Source organism: Curtobacterium luteum (assembly GCF_001475545.1).
GTDB lineage: Bacteria > Actinomycetota > Actinomycetes > Actinomycetales > Microbacteriaceae > Curtobacterium > Curtobacterium luteum_A.
This window is the reverse complement of sequence record NZ_LDQC01000021.1, coordinates 1-16,172: the sequence shown is the minus strand read 5'-3', so window position 1 is coordinate 16,172 and position 16,172 is coordinate 1. Positions and strand designations below refer to the sequence as shown.

At 71.9% G+C, this 16,172-nt stretch carries 14 protein-coding genes; 4 read left to right on the top strand and 10 right to left on the bottom strand.

Annotation, left to right across the window (positions count from 1 at the left end; translation table 11 throughout):
* Positions 1–65 precede the first annotated feature (65 nt).
* Both NS184_RS03335 and aceE read right to left on the bottom strand, forming a co-directional pair.
* Positions 66–1,268, bottom strand: a complete 1,203-nt coding sequence (locus NS184_RS03335; protein WP_193750380.1) for a PucR family transcriptional regulator — start codon at positions 1,266–1,268, stop codon at positions 66–68.
* A gap of 28 nt (positions 1,269–1,296) precedes the next feature.
* Positions 1,297–4,041, bottom strand: coding sequence for a pyruvate dehydrogenase (acetyl-transferring), homodimeric type (aceE, locus tag NS184_RS03330; protein ID WP_058724725.1), 2,745 nt, complete (start codon positions 4,039–4,041; stop codon positions 1,297–1,299).
* 241 nt (positions 4,042–4,282) lie between these two features.
* Here aceE and NS184_RS03325 point away from each other — a divergent pair, with 241 nt between their 5' ends.
* The gene (locus NS184_RS03325) at positions 4,283–4,771 is read left to right on the top strand and encodes a peroxiredoxin (RefSeq protein WP_058724724.1); all 489 of its coding nucleotides are present in this window, start codon (positions 4,283–4,285) and stop codon (positions 4,769–4,771) included.
* Positions 4,772–4,824: 53 nt separating this feature from the next.
* A complete protein-coding gene (locus tag NS184_RS03320; protein ID WP_058724723.1) occupies positions 4,825–5,754 on the top strand; it encodes an alpha/beta fold hydrolase in 930 nt (309 codons plus the stop codon).
* A 376-nt stretch (positions 5,755–6,130) separates the two neighbouring features.
* Here the strand turns inward: NS184_RS03320 and NS184_RS03315 are convergent, their stop codons facing one another.
* The 5 genes from NS184_RS03315 to NS184_RS03295 form a co-directional block, all read right to left on the bottom strand.
* The gene (locus NS184_RS03315) at positions 6,131–7,702 is read right to left on the bottom strand and encodes an alpha/beta hydrolase (RefSeq protein WP_152998035.1); all 1,572 of its coding nucleotides are present in this window, start codon (positions 7,700–7,702) and stop codon (positions 6,131–6,133) included.
* Positions 7,699–8,703, bottom strand: a complete 1,005-nt coding sequence (locus tag NS184_RS03310; RefSeq protein ID WP_206556253.1) for an amino acid--[acyl-carrier-protein] ligase — start codon at positions 8,701–8,703, stop codon at positions 7,699–7,701. Before NS184_RS03310 ends, NS184_RS03315 begins: the two co-directional genes overlap by 4 nt.
* Positions 8,700–9,947 carry an acyl-CoA dehydrogenase family protein gene (locus NS184_RS03305; protein WP_083513419.1) on the bottom strand — a complete coding sequence of 416 codons (1,248 nt, stop codon included), beginning with the start codon at positions 9,945–9,947 and terminating at the stop codon, positions 8,700–8,702. Before NS184_RS03305 ends, NS184_RS03310 begins: the two co-directional genes overlap by 4 nt.
* Positions 9,948–10,033: 86 nt before the next feature.
* Positions 10,034–10,321, bottom strand: coding sequence for an acyl carrier protein (locus NS184_RS03300; RefSeq protein WP_058724721.1), 288 nt, complete (start codon positions 10,319–10,321; stop codon positions 10,034–10,036).
* Positions 10,322–10,486: 165 nt separating this feature from the next.
* Positions 10,487–10,864 (bottom strand): holo-ACP synthase, encoded by a 378-nt coding sequence (locus tag NS184_RS03295; RefSeq protein WP_058724720.1) that lies wholly within the window; start codon positions 10,862–10,864, stop codon positions 10,487–10,489.
* Between the two features lie 133 nt (positions 10,865–10,997).
* Between NS184_RS03295 and NS184_RS03290 the strand changes: the two genes are divergently transcribed.
* Positions 10,998–12,035 (top strand): hypothetical protein, encoded by a 1,038-nt coding sequence (locus NS184_RS03290; protein ID WP_058724719.1) that lies wholly within the window; start codon positions 10,998–11,000, stop codon positions 12,033–12,035.
* The gene (locus tag NS184_RS03285; RefSeq protein ID WP_242862956.1) at positions 12,032–13,606 is read left to right on the top strand and encodes a phenylacetate--CoA ligase family protein; all 1,575 of its coding nucleotides are present in this window, start codon (positions 12,032–12,034) and stop codon (positions 13,604–13,606) included. The genes NS184_RS03290 and NS184_RS03285 overlap by 4 nt, the downstream gene beginning before the upstream one ends.
* Positions 13,607–13,726: 120 nt before the next feature.
* Here the strand turns inward: NS184_RS03285 and NS184_RS03280 are convergent, their stop codons facing one another.
* From NS184_RS03280 to NS184_RS03270, 3 genes are all read right to left on the bottom strand, one after another.
* Positions 13,727–14,311, bottom strand: coding sequence for a hypothetical protein (locus tag NS184_RS03280; RefSeq protein WP_058724718.1), 585 nt, complete (start codon positions 14,309–14,311; stop codon positions 13,727–13,729).
* Positions 14,305–15,285 (bottom strand): aldo/keto reductase, encoded by a 981-nt coding sequence (locus NS184_RS03275; RefSeq protein ID WP_058724717.1) that lies wholly within the window; start codon positions 15,283–15,285, stop codon positions 14,305–14,307. Before NS184_RS03275 ends, NS184_RS03280 begins: the two co-directional genes overlap by 7 nt.
* A gap of 68 nt (positions 15,286–15,353) precedes the next feature.
* Positions 15,354–15,881 (bottom strand): hypothetical protein, encoded by a 528-nt coding sequence (locus tag NS184_RS03270; RefSeq protein ID WP_152998033.1) that lies wholly within the window; start codon positions 15,879–15,881, stop codon positions 15,354–15,356.
* Positions 15,882–16,172 lie beyond the last annotated feature (291 nt).

Here is a 16,172-nt window from a genome sequence, read left to right as displayed (position 1 = left end):
TGTGCGAAGTCCTACAAGCCGCGGTGCGGAGCGGGTCCGCGTGCCGGCGCCGACCGGCTCGCGGCTCACCGGCGCTGGGGCAGGCGCCGTCGGCCGGACGCCGACTCGGACATCGCACCGAGGATGAGCGCCGACTGGACGATCAGGGCGTCCCGGGCGTGGGTGGCGTCCCAGCCGATGATGTCCGCGACCCGGCGCAGGCGGTAGCGCACGGTGTTCGGGTGCACGAAGAGCTCACGGGCGGTGGCCTCGAGCGAGCGCCCGGTGTCGAGGTAGCACCAGAGCGTCTGGAGGAGCTCGGTGGACTGGTCCTTCAGAGGGACGTAGATGCGCTGCACGAGCGCGGACCGGGCCAGCGGGTCGCCGGCCAGGGCCCGTTCGGGCAGCAGGTCGTCGGCGAGTGCCGGACGCGGTGCACCGCGCCACGCGCGTGCAACGGCGAACCCCGCAAGGGCGGCCTTGGCGCTCGTCGAGGCGTCGACCACGCCGGGGACCTCGTTGCCGAGCACGAGGTGGCCCTCGCCGAACGACGGCTCGAGGGCCTGGGCGATCGCGGTGAACGACACCGGGTCCTCGCCCTCGGGGACGTCGTCGCGCGGCGTCGCCCTGCCGATGACGACCACGAGCCGGGATCCCTGCACGCCGATGAGGACGTCGGCGTCCATGTGGCGGGCCGTCCGGCGGATCTGGTCGACCTCCAGCTGTTTCGGTGCGGTGCCGACGAGCACCGCGACCTCGCCGTGGCCGTGCCAGCCGAGCGCCGCGATCCGGGAGGGCAGCTCGTCGTCGTACTCGCCGGAGAGGATCGAGTCGACGACCAGCGCCTCGAGTCGGGCGTCCCAGAGCCCGCGGGCCTCGGCCGCACGGGCGTAGACGTCGGCAGCCGCGAAGGCGATGTCCCGCGAGTACTTGAGGATCGCCTCCTGCAGCATCTCGTCGTCCTTGGCGCGCTCCTCGACCACGGTGACGACCACCCGGATGAGCTGCAGCGTCTGCTGCAGGCTCACGGACCGGAGGAGCTCACGCGGCGCGGAGCCGAAGACGTCGGCCGCGGCGATCCACGGGGTGGACGCGGTGCCCTCGAGCCAGCTGATGAACGAGGTGATGCCGGCCTGGGCGACGAGCCCGACGGCCGAGCGACGCCCCGGTGGCATCTCGCTGTACCAGGGCAGCGTGTCCTCGAGCCGCTTGATCGTCGCGGTGGAGAGTTCGCCCGACACCTGCCGGAGCCAGGAGAGCGCGCGTTCGCGGTCGCTCTGCTGGCTCACGGCAGGGTCGGTGCGGGGTGTCGACAACTCAGCTCTCGCCGCCCGCGCTGCCGGTGGTTCCGGCGGTGACGTCGTGCAGGCGGTACTTGTCGATCGCCTGCTGCACGAGGGCGTGGTCGACCTTGCCCTGCTTCGCCAGCTGCTGCAGCGTCCGCACGACGACCGAGGGGCCGTCGATGTGGAAGAAGCGGCGGGCTGCCGGGCGGGTGTCCGAGAAGCCGAAGCCGTCGGCGCCGAGCGTGGCGTAGTCGGTCGGGACGAACGGGCGGATCTGCTCCTGCACCTGGTGCATGAAGTCGCTCACCGCCACGACCGGGCCCTCGGTGCCGAGCAGGCGCTCGGTGACGTACGGCGTCCGCGGGGCCTCGTTCGGGTTGAGGAACGCGTGCTGCTCCGCGTCGAGACCGTCGCGGTACAGCTCACCCCAGCTCGTGACGCTCCAGACGTCCGCCGACACGCCCCAGTCCTCGGCGAGGAGCTGCTGCGCCTCGAGGATCCACGGCACGGCGACACCGGACGCGAGCAGCTGCGCCTTCGGGCCGTCCTGCTCGCTCGGCTTGAGGAGGTACATCCCCTTGACGATGCCCTCGGCGTCGACACCCTCCGGCTCGGCCGGCTGGACCAGCGGCTCGTTGTAGACCGTGAGGTAGTACATGACGTTCGGGTCGGCGTGCTTCGGCGAGCCGTCCTCGTTCGTGCCGTACATGCGCTCGAGGCCGGCCTTGACGATGTGGCCGATCTCGTACCCGTACGCGGGGTCGTAGGACACCACGGCCGGGTTCGTCGCCGCGAGGAGCAGCGAGTGGCCGTCGGCGTGCTGTAGGCCCTCACCCGTCAGGGTCGTCCGGCCGGCGGTGGCGCCGATCATGAACCCGCGGGTCATCTGGTCGCCGGCGGCCCAGATGGCGTCACCGGTGCGCTGGAACCCGAACTGCGAGTAGAAGACGTAGACCGGGATGAGCGGCTCGCCCTGCGTCGAGTACGAGGTGCCGACCGCGGTGAACGCCGCGAGGGCACCCGCCTCGTTGATGCCGACGTGGATGATCTGGCCCTGCGGGCTCTCCTTGTACGCCAGGAGGAGCTCGCGGTCGACCGACGTGTAGTGCTGGCCGTTCGGGTTGTAGATCTTCGCGGTCGGGAAGTACGCGTCCATGCCGAACGTGCGTGCCTCGTCCGGGATGATCGGGACCACGCGGTCGCCGAAGTCGGGCGAGCGCAGCAGGTCCTTCAGCAGGCGGGCGAACGCCATCGTCGTGGCGACCTCCTGCTTGCCGGAGCCCTTCTTGACGACCTGGTACTTCGAGTCGTCGGGCAGGGTGACCTGCGTGTACTTCGTCCGACGCTCCGGCACGTAGCCGCCGAGCTCGCGGCGACGCTCGTGCATGTACTGGATCGCCTCGTCGTCGTTCCCCGGGTGGTAGTACGGCGGCGTGTAGGGGTTCTCCTCGAGCTGCGCGTCGGAGATCGGGATGCGCATCTCGTCGCGGAACTGCTTGAGGTTGTCGAGCGTGAGCTTCTTCATCTGGTGGGTCGCGTTGCGCCCCTCGAAGCTCGGGCCGAGGCCGTAGCCCTTGACCGTCTTCGCGAGGATGACGGTCGGCTGGCCCTTGTGCTCGGTCGCGGCCTTGAACGCGGCGTAGACCTTGCGGTAGTCGTGGCCACCGCGCTTCAGGTTCCAGATCTGGTCGTCGGAGTAGCCCTCGACCAGCTGGAGTGCCCGCGGGTCGCGCCCGAAGAAGTTCTCGCGGACGTACGCGCCGTTCTCGGCCTTGTACGTCTGGTAGTCACCGTCGGGCGTGGCGTTCATGAGGTTGAGCAGGGCGCCCTCGGTGTCGCGGGCGAGGAGGTCATCCCACTCGCGACCCCAGATCACCTTGATGACGTTCCAGCCCGCGCCGCGGAAGAAGGCCTCGAGCTCCTGGATGATCTTGCCGTTGCCGCGGACCGGACCGTCGAGACGCTGCAGGTTGCAGTTGATCACGAAGTTCAGGTTGTCGAGGCCGTCGTTCGCGGCGACCTGGAGCTGTCCGCGCGACTCGACCTCGTCCATCTCGCCGTCGCCGAGGAACGCCCACACCTGCTGGTCGGACGCGTCCTTGATGCCGCGGTTCGAGAGGTACTTCGCCTGCTGCGCCTGGTAGATCGCGTTGATCGGGCCGATGCCCATCGACACGGTCGGGAACTGCCAGAAGTGCGGCATGAGACGCGGGTGCGGGTAGGACGACAGCCCACCGCCTGCGTGGGACTTCTCCTGCCGGAAGCCGTCGAGCTGGTCCTCGCTGAGGCGGCCTTCCATGTATGCGCGGGCGTACATGCCGGGGGAGGCGTGGCCCTGGAAGAAGACCTGGTCGCCGCCGGAGGGGTGGTCCTGCGCGCGGAAGAAGTGGTTGTAACCGACCTCGTACATCGCGGCGCTCGACGCGTAGGTCGAGATGTGTCCGCCCACGGCGATGCCCGGCCGCTGGGCGCGGTGCACCGTGATCGCGGCGTTCCAGCGGATCCACCGGCGGTAGCGGCGCTCGAGCTCCTCGTCACCGGGGAACTCGGGCTCGTTCTCCGGAGCGATGGTGTTGACGTAGTCCGTCGTGGGGACCATCGGCACACCGAGGTGCAGTTCCTTGGACCGCTTGAGCAGGCTCAGCATGATCTCGCGGCCGCGCTGGTGGCCGTGGGTCTGCACCAGGCCGTCGAGGGACTCACGCCACTCGGCGGTCTCCTCCGGGTCCTGGTCGTTGCTGCCTGCGCTGTACGGGTCCTGGTCGTTCACCGTCACCCTTGACCTCGTTCGTTCTCGTGGTGGTGGACATGGCGGGTTCCGACGGTCGGGTCGGACCGGAGGGAAACCCCCACCACTCTAGGCCCCACCACCGACCGTGACCCTGATGGTGACGTGCACGTGGACACGCGCTTGCATTCGGGTGACGTCGGCGTACGATTGCCGATCGTGCACGCGTGACCCGCGCCTGCACGGGACACGGGCACACACCACGCCCGAGGAAGAAGCACACGCACCGATGGCACTGGAGATCGGCTCCCTCGCGCCGGACTTCGAGCTCCCGAACCAGTTCGGCGAGCACGTCCGCCTCAGCGACTTCCGCGGCATCCGCCCCGTCGCCCTCGTCTTCTTCCCCCTCGCGTTCTCGTCGGGCTGCACGAACGAGCTCTGCGTCCTGCAGGACAACATCGCGATGTTCCAGGACCAGCGTGTCGAGCTCATCGGCATCTCCGTCGACTCCAAGGCGACGCTCCGGTCGTTCGCCGAGGCCAACGGCTACGACTTCGAGCTCCTCGCGGACTTCTGGCCGCACGGTGCGGTGTCGAAGGAGTACGGCGTGTTCCTCGACAAGAAGGGCTTCGCCACCCGGGCGACCTTCGTCATCGACGTGCAGGGGCGCATCAAGGCCTCGATCATCACCGAACCGGGTCTGCAGCGCGACGTCGCGGAGTACCGCGCCGCCCTCGACCGCCTCGCCGCCTGCGCGGCACCCGTCCCGGTCGGCTAGCGTTCCGAACCCCTCCGGAGGACGCTGACGCGTCCGGACGGGAGGGAGGCACGGTGCGGCTCATCGACGGACACACGGTGGACGACGTGGTCGCCTGCCGCGACGGCGCCTACGCGCCGTTCCCGTTGCGTGACGAACCCGCACGCTGGTCGCTCGTCCGCACGACCGTCGTCACGTCGGTCGGCCCCGTGGTGGTGCACCACCGACCGGGGCCGGACCCCGTCCTGCTCCTGCACGGCGTCGCCGGGTCGTGGACGACGTGGACCCCGCTGCTCGCTGCCGCGGACGGTCTCCGTGGCCGCGGTGTGGTGCTGCTCGACCTGCCCGGTTGGGGCTCCTCCCCGGCCCCGTCGGCGCCGTTGACGATCGACGACGGGTCCGACGTCGTGTCCGCGGTCCTCGACGCCCTCGGCACGGGGCCCGTCCGGGTGATCGGGCACTCGATGGGTGCGTTCATCGGGCTGCACCTCGCGGTCGCGCTGCCGGAGCGGGTGCGCTCGCTCGTCCTCGTGTCGCCGACGACCGCTGCGACGGTCCGTGCCGCCCGGCACCCGTGGCGCGCGCTCCGGACGCTGCCGGCGTACACGCTGCTCCGCGCCGGGCTCCTCGTGACCGGTCGGGCCGCGGTGCCGCTGCTCCGCGGACTCGCCGCGGTCGGCCTGCTGCGGCTGCTCGCTGCTCCGGTGTTCACGCACGTGCGCCGACTCGACCGCAGCGTGCTCGACGCCTTCGTGCGCGAGCTCCGACCGGGCGGGTTCACGGCAGCGGCCCGGTCGGCTGCAGGGTACGACACCGAGCGTTGGCGGAGCATCGCGTGCCCGGTCGTCGCCGTCCTCGGGCGCGGCGACGTCTTCGCGCGCCCCGCGGACCTCGACGAGTTGCGCGAGCTCGTGCCCGGTGTCCGGACGGAGCTCCTGGACGACTGCGGTCACTTCGCCCACGTCGAGCACCCCGCCGTGGTCGCCGCGCTCCTCACCCCCTGACGTGGGTGCTCGCCTGCGTGGACGAGTGACACCGTCGTCGTACCCCCTCGTGCCGATGCTTGCGCGTGCAACGGACGACGGCGCCGTTGTCGTGCGACGGCGGTCGTGTCGTCTCCGCGCGCGTGCAACCGTTGCGCGTGCAAGGGACGACGGCGCCGTTGTCGTGCGACGGCGGTCGTGTCGTCTCGGCGCGCGTGCAACCGTTGCGCGTGCAAGGGACGACGGCGCCGTTGTCGTGCGACGGCGGTCGTGTCGTCTCGGCGCGCGTGCAACCGTTGCGCGTGCAACCGTTGCGCGTGCAACGGACGACGGCGCCGTCGTCGTGCGACGGCGGCACCGTCGTTCGACAGCGGCCTGAGCGGACCTCGCCGGGCCCTCAGACGTGGGCGGGGAACGTCGCGGCGACGCGGGCGCGGACCTCGGCCCGGACGGCGGCGCGCATCGCGGGGGAGAACAGTGCGTGGTCGCCCTCCGGCACCCGGACGACGTCCACCTGGCCCGACCACCGCTTGACCGCGCGACGACCGCCGAGCCGGTCGAACAGCTCGGCGTCCTCCGGCGCCACGACGAGCACGACCTCGGTGCCGTGCTGCACGAGTGGACGGACGTGGCCGACGACGCCGCCCACCCGGTCCCGACGAGCGATGCGTGCACGGAGTCGTTCCGGCACGTACCGGTTGTACCGCTCCCGGACCCATGCCCGACGCGGCGACGGGGCGTCGACCGCACGGACGTGGTCCGCGTAGCTGCCCGGTGCCGCCGGCGTCCGCCGGTAGTCGTTCGGACTGATCTCGACCACGAGTCGCGGTGCTTCCTCGACGGCACGACCGGCGAGCCAGGCGCCGGCGCACATCCCGACGAGGGCGAGCCGCTCCGGCGGGACGTCGAGCGCGTCGACGACCGCCGACTGGTCGTCGATCCACTCCTGCGCGAACATGAAGTCCCGCTCGTCCGCCCGCACCACCGAGCTCTCGCCCGTGCCACGTCGGTCGATGCGGAGGACCCGAGCGCCGTCTCGAGCGAGGTCCCGCGCGAGTGCGACCTGGTAGTCCGTGGCGCCGACGCGGTGCTCCGCCGAGCCGTTGTGCAGCAGGACGGTCGGAGCGTCGTGGTGCTGCGCGGACGAGACCGTCTCGATGCCGAACAGGGCCTCCGGACCGATCCGGACCGTGCGCTCGGACACCCGCCCGTCGACGTCGAGCACCTCCTGCAGGACGGGCTGCCGAACGGGCACCGGGGCCACCGGGGCCCAGGTGTCGAGCCAGGAGACCACGGCGTCCACCGCGGCGTCGGGGATCCGGGCGTGCATGCTCGTGCGGTCGAGGAGCTCGGCGCTGCCGGTGACCTCGATCCGCTCGACCGGGCCGAGCGCGCGGGGCGCCGGAGCACCCTCGCGGACGAACGACACGGTCGGCGCAGACCGCGGGGTGTAGGCGATCGCGCCGAGGACGTCGGCCTCGGCAGCGTCCACGTCGATGCCGACGAGCGTCTCGTACCCGTCGACCACGCGGTCGGGACCGATCGTCATGGTCGCGAGCGCCCGCTGGCCACGGAGCCACGCACGACCGGACGCCGGCGGGTCCCACACGACGAGCGCGTCGCCGTCCCCGGCAGCCCCGGCGGCGATCAACGCCGCCGACGCCAGCCCGACGAAGGCGATCCGCTCGACACCCGTGCTGCGGAGCAGCGCGGCCGCGTGTCCCGCGGACCGGACCTGCGCGTGCGGGTCGGTGTCGGGGGCGGAGTCCCCACGTCCGGACGGGTCGTAGCGCACCGAGGCCACGCCACGGGCCTCCAGGCGGTCCGCCAGCAGGCGAAGGGTGCGGTACGCGATCACGCCCTCCTGTCCGAGCGGTGGGACGACGACGACCCCGGCCCGCGCAGCGGGCGGCAGCTGCACGGCCACGCGGACGGCGGGGGAGCCGGACCAGCCGTGCAGGGTGCTCACAGTGCCAGCGCCGAGCGGACGGCCGCCGGCCACTCGTCGGGGTCGGTGCCGTGCGCGGCGAAGAGCGCGATGGTGATGCGCTCCAGGCCGAACGCGATGCAGGCACTGTGGGCGACGCCGCCGTCCGCGCTCCGGATGCCGAACGCCGTGCCGAAGTGGTCCTCGTGCAGGTTCGCGGAGCTGATCGCGGTCGCGTCGTGTCCCGGGCCGTAGACCGGGGTCACGAACTCGAACTTCAGCGCCTGCTCGACCTGGTTGCGGGCGAGCATCTGCCCGACCCGGCCGAAGAACGGGTCGTTCGCGGGCACGACGTCGATCTCGAGGCCGAACGACTCGAGCAGTGCGTGCATCACCGGGATGCGGTCGTCACGGTGCGCCTTCGCGGAAGCCGGCGTGCCGATGTGCACGAACTCGTGCATGTGGAACGCCTGGAGCCGCATCGGGTCGAGCGACGGCTCACGGCGGAACGAGTCGCCGAGGATGTCGAACGAGCGGCCACCCTCGGGCACCGTGTCGCCGACCAGGCCGTACACGGGGTGGCAGACGGCCGGCGTGAGCATGAGGTCCGCGGGTTCGAGGAAGCCCTCCCAGCGCTCCCCGCGCTCGCGGGCGGCGAGGAGCGCCCGGTGCGTCCGGTCGTCCCCGGTGAACCCGGAGATGGAGGCCGCGAGGTCCGGGAACGACGCGATGTAGTCGGTCCGCTCGAACGACGCCAGCGGTTCGACCGGCGGGAAGCGCAGGACCTCGGCGTCGAGGTCGGCCTGGCTGCGGACCGCGGCGGCGTCGACGGCGGAGTAGACGCGCTCGAACACCCCCGTGCGGCCGTAGAGGCCGGGGGAGCCGAGGTCGAGGAGCACGCCGTCGGCGAGCAGGCGATCGCGCAGCTCAGCGCGGGCTGCTCCGAGGGCGTCAGCGCTGTCCTCGACGGGTGCGGCGGTGGTGCCGACGGCGGTCTCGGAGGCGGCGGGGGCGGCGGTGTCGTGGTCGAGGTGGATGGTCACAGGAGTGCTCCCGTCATGAGCGCCATGCCGGCGTCGTTGTGGAGGAGACGGTCGTTGCTCACCATGACGGCGGCACCGTGGGCGTCTCGGAGGTGTCGGGCGATGCTGGTGGGACCGCTCGCGGCGTACCCGGCGATCCCGACGATGCGCAGGGACCGGGTGACGAGGTCGGTGACGCGCTCGGACGCCCCGATCTTGAGGGCGTTCGCGGCGAGGGCGTACGCCGTGGAGTCGAGGACGTCGGTGTCCTCGGCGACGACGTCGTACCGTTCCGCGGCGTGCCGGACGGTGTCGGCCAGCGACTGCAGCTCGACGAGCAGCTCGGCGAGCCGGAGCGCGCCGGGCGGGGCCGACCCGACGGTGGCGCGGGCCTGCTTCCGGACGGCCGTGCGCGCGCGGTCGGCGGCGTCGGCCGCGATGCCGAGCCACACCGACGCCCAGAGCACGTGCGAGACCGGGAGCACCGTGCGGGCGCTCACCGCCGCGTAGTCGTCCCGGAGCACGTGGTCGGCCGTGGTCTCCGCGTCGAGCACCCACCCGTTGCTGCAGGTGCCGCGGAGTCCGAGGGTGTCCCACGTCGAGGTCTGCGTGAGCGTGGTGTGCTCGGGCAGGCAGACCACGACCCGCTGGTCGGAGGCCGCGGCGTCGAGGTCCCGGCGGGCGGTGACGAGGATCGCGTCCGCCTCGGTGGCGTACGAGATGACCGGGGCGTCCTTCCGGAGCCGGATGCGCCCGTCGGCGTCGGGTTCGAGCGCGCAGGTGCTCCGACGGGTGTCGCCGCCGATGCCGCGCTCGGTGGTCGAGGACGCGAGCAGCGCACCCTCGCGCACCCGCGCCACGAGGTCGGTCACGCCGGCCCCGTCGCCGCCGTGCCGCCACAACGCCATCGCCTGGCCCTGGTGCATCGCGAACACCATCGCGGTCGCGGCGCAGGCCCGTCCGAGCTCGGTCGCGATGACCGACAGCTCGGCGACGGTGGCTCCTTCGCCACCGAGCTCCGTCGGGACGGCCGCGGCGAGGAGGCCGTGCTCCTTCATCGCGGCGATCGCCTCGCGCGGGGGTCGGGCGTCCCGGTCCACCTCGTCGGCGAACAGCCGCGCGATGTCGGCGACGAGTGCGGTGCGGGCGGCGAACCGCCCGCACGGGTCGCTGCCGGCGACGGTGGACGCCGTGGCGTGAGCGGCCGGGGTGACGGAACCGGCCGGAGCGACGGGAGCGGCGGACTCCCCGCTCGGGGTCGCCACGCGCCGGGCGCGACGGCCGGAGCTGCTGCGACCGGACGCGGGGACCACCGGGACCGGCGCAGTCGGCGGAGCCGCTGCCGTCACGGTCACGAGGCGAGCCCGGCGGCGTGCACGATCGATTCGACCGTCGCGAACGTCGACCGGTTGAGCACGGCGTCCGGGAACTCCACGTCGAGCTCGTTCTCGACCGCGAGCATCACGTTGACGGTGGCGTGCGACGTCAGCCCGAGTGCGTAGAGGTCCGCGATCGAGGCCACGTCCCACGCGTCGACGGTGAGGCGTCCGTGGTCGGCGAGGGCGCGGCGGACGGCGTCTTCGGTGCTGGGGTCGGCGAGCGCGACGGCGGTCGCGCGGGTCTGCTGGTCCTGGTCCATGCGGCAACCGTAATGAGGATGGCTCCCCGGAAAGCCGCTGTCCGGGTGCGCGAAACCGCACGACGCCCCGAGGTACCTGAGTGGATGTACAGCCGCGGCGCGGGCGGACGCAGCAGCGAGCCCGCGGAGCGCCCGGAGAGCGGATGCAGCGCCCGGTGAGCTTCGTCAGCGCTCGGACAGGGCCACGGCCGTGGCGACGGCGAGGCCTCGCTCGTGCGACAGCGAGATCGCGATCGGTCCGCAGCCGATCGCCTCGGCGAGGGCCGCCGCGGCACCGGCGAGTGCCACGCTCGGTGCGCCGTGCTCGTCGAGGACGACGGCGACGTCCGCGAGGGGCACGGGGTCGGTCCGGGTCGGGCGGAGCAGCTTGACGACCGCCTCCTTCGCGGCGAACCGGGCGGCCAGACGCTCGGGGTCGTCGCCGGTGTCGACGCGCTCCTGCACGGTGAACACGCGTGCGAGGTAGCGCTCGCCGTGGCTCGTGATGCCGCGGATGACGTCCTCGACGTCGGCCAGGTCGGTCCCCGTCCGGATCACGGTCATGGCGTCAGGCTACCCGCGGGCCCCACCGCGCGTGTCCGCACGCGACGTGGGCGCGGCCCCGTGCATGTCGCCGCGGGCATGGGCGTCGGAGGGGTGTGGGTAGCATCAGCGCCACGACCACCGAGGGGGAACGATGGCATCACCGTGGACCGGCATCGTCGAGGACGCCCGGCACTACCCGTCACCGCACAACTCGCAGCCGATCGTGCTCCGCGTCGAGGACGACCGGACGGCGATCGTGTTCTACGACCTGCGTCGAGGGCTGCCGGCCGAGTCGTTCGGGATCCCCTTCGGGCACGTCTGCGCCGGGGTCTTCCTCGCCGGGCTCGACGTCGTCGCCCGCGCGCACGGCTTCACCGTGTCCGAGGACCTCGACCACGCCGAGATGGACTTCACCCGGCTCGACCGCGATCCCTCGGACCACCTGCACCGGCTCGGTCGGGTCACGCTGCGTCCACACAGGGTCACCGCGGACGACCGGGAGGCCCTGGCACGCTTCACCGCGCGGCGCACGTCACGCAGGCCCTACGACGCGACGCTCGTGGACGACTCCGCCGTGTCGGCTGCGGTCGGCATCGCGGCGGCGTCCGGGCACCGGTTCCGGACGACCGCCGACCGTGCGACGGTCGACGAGATCGTGCGTGTCAACCAGGAGACGCTGTTCGACGACCTCCGGAACGACGCCGTCCACGAGGAGATCCTGCACTGGCTGCGGTTCTCGAAGCGCCAGGCCGCGGAGTCAGGTGACGGCCTGTCCGCCGAGACGATGCTCATGCCCGGGCCGGTGCTGCGGTTCGCGATGGAACACCGCGGGCTGTGGGAGGCACCGGGCATCGGCGGACTCTTCAAGCGGGTGTACCTGTCGACCATGCGGGGCGTCCGGCAGCTCGGTTGGTTGGAGGGCCCGTTCTCCTCGCCGACCGAGTACGTCGAGGCCGGCCGGGTCTTCATGCGCATCTGGCTCGACTTCACGGCGCGGGGCATCGCGCTGCACCCGTTCGGCACGGTGATCACGAACCCGCGGTCGCACGCCGCGTTCGTGAACCGTGCTGGTGTCGACGAGTCCGGAGGCGACATGGCCTGGATGCTCTTCCGCTTCGGGCACAGTGCACCACCACCACTGGCGCACCGGCGCCCGGCGTCGGCCATGACGATCGGGGCGGACTCGTGAAGCGCGCAGCGGTGTTCTCCGTGGTGTGGGTCGTCGAGACGTTCGTCGCCCTCTTCATGCCGCGCGTGCAGACCCACAAGCTCCTGCTCGCCCCGGGCATCGAGCCGCTGCGGTGGACCCTCGGACGGTGGCGCGCGTGGCGGACCGCGGAACGCGCGGCGGAGCGGGTGCCCGCGTACCGGGCGTTCCTGGCGGAGCAGGGGCGTGCCTCCCGGCTGGACACCCGCGGTGGCATCGCCGCCTCGCTCGCGGGCCTGCCCGAGATGGACAAGGACTCCTACGTCAAGCGGTGGAGCATCCCGGAGCGCTGCCTCGACGGGCGGCTCCCGCGGCGCGGCGTGGTCGTCGACGAGTCGAGCGGGTCGAGCGGCACACCGACGAGTTGGGTGCGCGGCCCGGACGAGCGGCAGGCGACCCGGCAGCTCCTGCAGCTCGGGTTCTCGCGGACCGCGAAGGACCTGCCGAAGCAGCCGTTCGTGCTGAACGCCTTCTCGCTCGGCGCGTGGGCGACCGGCATGAACGTGACGGCGTCGCTCACCGAGTCGTCGATGATCAAGTCGATCGGCCCCGATCGCGACAAGATCGTGCAGACGATGCGGGAGTTCGGCCCCGACTTCACGTACATCATCTGCAGCTACCCGCCGTTCCTGAAGGCGCTGTTCGAGGACGACCGGCTCGACTGGAGCCGGTACACGATCGTCGCGGCGTTCGGCGGCGAGGGCATCAGCGAGAACATGCGCGCCCACATCGAGCAGTACGCGCAGGCGGTGCTCGGGTCGTACGGGGCGAGCGACCTCGAGATCAACCTCGGCATCGAGACGCCGTTCTCGGTCGCGCTGCGGCGGGCGATCGCCGCGTCGCCGGAGCTCTCGGCAGCGCTCACGAAGCAGGAAGAGTACGGCGTCCTCCCGATGGTGTTCCAGTTCAACCCGTTCGGGTACCTCATCGAGACGAACGACCGCGGAGAGCTCGTCGTCACGATCACCCGATCGGAGAACATCAGCCCGCGCATCCGCTACAACATCCACGACCGCGGGCACGTCGTGCGGATGCGCCCGCTGCAGCAGACGCTCCGCGCACACGGGTTCGACGAGCTCGCGGACTCCGCCGAGCTCGACCTGCCGCTGCTGTTCCACTACGGGCGGTCGGACCTCTCCGTCGACTACAACGGCGCGGTCGTCGCGCCCGACGTGGTGCGCGACGTCGTGTACGGCGACCCGGGGCTGCTCGAGGCCGTGGAGAACCACCGGCTCATCAGCTACGAGGACGACCGCGGGGACCGCCAGCTCCACATCGCGTTCCAGCTCGCCTCCGGCGCGTCGGGGTTCGACGCCGACGGCGCTCGCCCCGCGGTGGTCTCGGAGCTGCGCCGGTTGAACAAGGACTTCTCGAACGCGATCCGGACGGCGCCGCCCGGCACGCTGCCGACGGTCGCGTTCTACCCGTACCGGACGGGGCCGTTCCGCGACGACGGGCGGAAGCTCAAGAACGAGTACGTGTGGCAGCTCGGCGCCGGAGCCGTGGCGGAGTGGGACCTCGACCTGTCCTGGACCGCGCCGAAGGAGGCCTGAGCCGCCGGCGGTCACGGCGGGAACTCGTTCCGGTGCCGTTCGCACAACCAACATCACTCCGAACTGCCGGATCGCCTGGTTCGGAGTGACGTTGGTTGTGCGGGCGGGCGCGCGGTGCGGTCAGTGGTACTGCGGTGGCCAGTCGAACGGGGCCGGGCGGCGCGGCGCTTCGCCGATGGTGGTGACTTCGAGGACCACCTGTCGCAGGTTCGTCAGTTCGATCGAGCGCGGGTTGCCGAAGAACCGCCGCCCGTCGACCCAGACGGTCAGGTCACCGCGCAGCCCGCCGACGTGCGCGGGGCCGATCGACACACCCCACTCGTCGAAGAACTGTCCGAGTGTGAACGTGTCCTTCGTGGGCGACTCGACGTGGATGATGCCGGAGGTGTCGTGCGTGTGGATCTGTGCCGCGAACTTCCTCCGGTCGGAGTGCCCGATGTTCCCCGGCACCGTGACGGGTTCGCCGCCGTCGAGGATCGTCAGGTGCGTGTGCACGTGCTCGGCGAGCCGCTCGCCCCACACGTTCGACAGCCCGGCAGCGTCCGCCCGTGCGCTGAGGTTCGTCGGCGCGGGCCACGGCGGCGCGTCGGTCGAGCTGCCCGCGGTCGTGCCGATGACCGCGCCGGACGAGCACCCCGCGAGCAGCAACACAGCGGCGACCCCGCTGACGAGGGCGCGACCGGTCCGCGCGCCGCGGGTCACCACCGGTCGTGGACGGTGGCGCGGAACCACTCGTCGTAAAGGTCGTGCACGGTGCGGTCGAGGCCGTCGATCTCCGGGAGGGACCCGGCCTCGGCGTTCGAGCGTGCCTGATCCGGATTGCGTGCGCCGGGGATCGCCGCCGTGACGCCGTCCTGCGCGATCACCCACGCGATGGCGGCCTGCGGGACGGAGACGCCCTCGGGCAGCGACGCGGCGAAGGCCTGCGCGGCCCGGACGCCGTCCTCGAAGTCGACCCCGCTGAAGGTCTCGCCCTGGTCGAACGCCTCGCCGTGCCGGTTGTAGTTGCGGTGGTCCTGCTCGGGGAACTCGGTGTCCGGCGTGTACTTGCCGGAGAGCAGCCCCGATGCCAGCGGGACGCGCGCGAGGATGCCGACCCCTGCCTCCCGTGCGGCCGGGAGGACACGGTCCAGCGGCTTGAGACGGAACGCGTTGAGGATGATCTGCACGCTCGCGACGCCGGGCCGGGCGATCGCGGTGAGCGCTTGGTCGGCGGTCTCGACCGAGACGCCGTAGGCGGCGATCGAGCCGTCGGTGACGAGCGCGTCGAGGGCGTCGTACACGGCATCGTCCTCGAACACCGGCGTGGGCGGGCAGTGCAGCTGCACGAGGTCGAGGGTGTCCTGGCGGAGGTTGCTCCGCGAGCGGTCGACCCACTCGCGGAAGTTCGCGGCGACGTAGTTCGACGGTTCCTGATCGGCGCGACGGCCCATCTTCGTGGCGATGGTCAGCGGCACGTCGGGGTTCGACGCCCGCCAGGCACCGATGAGCTGCTCACTGCGCCCGTCGCCGTACACGTCGGCGGTGTCGAAGAGCGTGACGCCGGCCTCGACGGAGGCGTCCATCACGGCGTTCGCGTCCTGCTCGCTGACGGGACCCCAGTCGCCGCCGAACTGCCACGTGCCGAGACCGACGGGGGAGACTGTGCGGCCGGTGCGGCCGAGGGTGCGACTCTGCATGCTGCCGAGCGTAGTCACGCGTTCGCGGGTACTGCCGGGCAGCGCGCAGGGCGGACCGGACGGCGGCGTCAGGAGAGTGCGGCGACCCGATCGCGCAGCAGCGCCCGCGCGGCACGAGCGCGCGGGACGACGACCACGCCACCCCACAGTGCGAGCCCGACCCAGAGTCCGATGAGCATCGTCGTGACGAGCGGCCCGTGCTGGTCGCGCATCGACCACGACATCGCGATCCAGAGCACGCCGAGCAGCACCTTGCCCCACCCGGCGCCCTCACGGTCGGCCTGCGCCTGCAGCATCGGGATCCAGACCTCGGCGGGGACATCGGCGGGCACCTTCCCGTCCGCCACCCAGCGCTGCGCCGCGACCGACCGCTCATAGCCGCCGTCGAGTCGCCACGAGCGCATCGTCGTCAGCAGCCCGATCGCGGCACCGGCGGCGCCGGCAGGCACACCGACGACGACGAGCACCGTCGGGGTCGCGGGTGTCCACGACGAGAGCACGAGCACCACGAGGACCACGCCGAACGCCGCACCCGCGGCGCCGGCGCCGATCAGGCGGAGCCGTCCCGCCTCGTCGATCATCCCGATGCCCTGCACAGGACCGACGGTACCCGCCGTCCCGGTGCCCCACCAGGTCACAGCGCACCGGTCCCGGCGTACGGTGTCGACATGGAGTGCTTCGCGAGCTGGCGTACCCGCCGCTGATCCACGGCCCCGCGCCGTCCCCGCCCCCGTCCGACCCGACGGGAGCCGATCAGCCCGCTCACGAACCGAAGGACTCCCATGCTCATCCGCGATTGCACGCCGGCCGACCTGCCGGCACTGCACCTGTCCCTTATACAAATCTGACGCTGCCGACGATAAAAGGGGTGTAAAACTGGTGGGCTA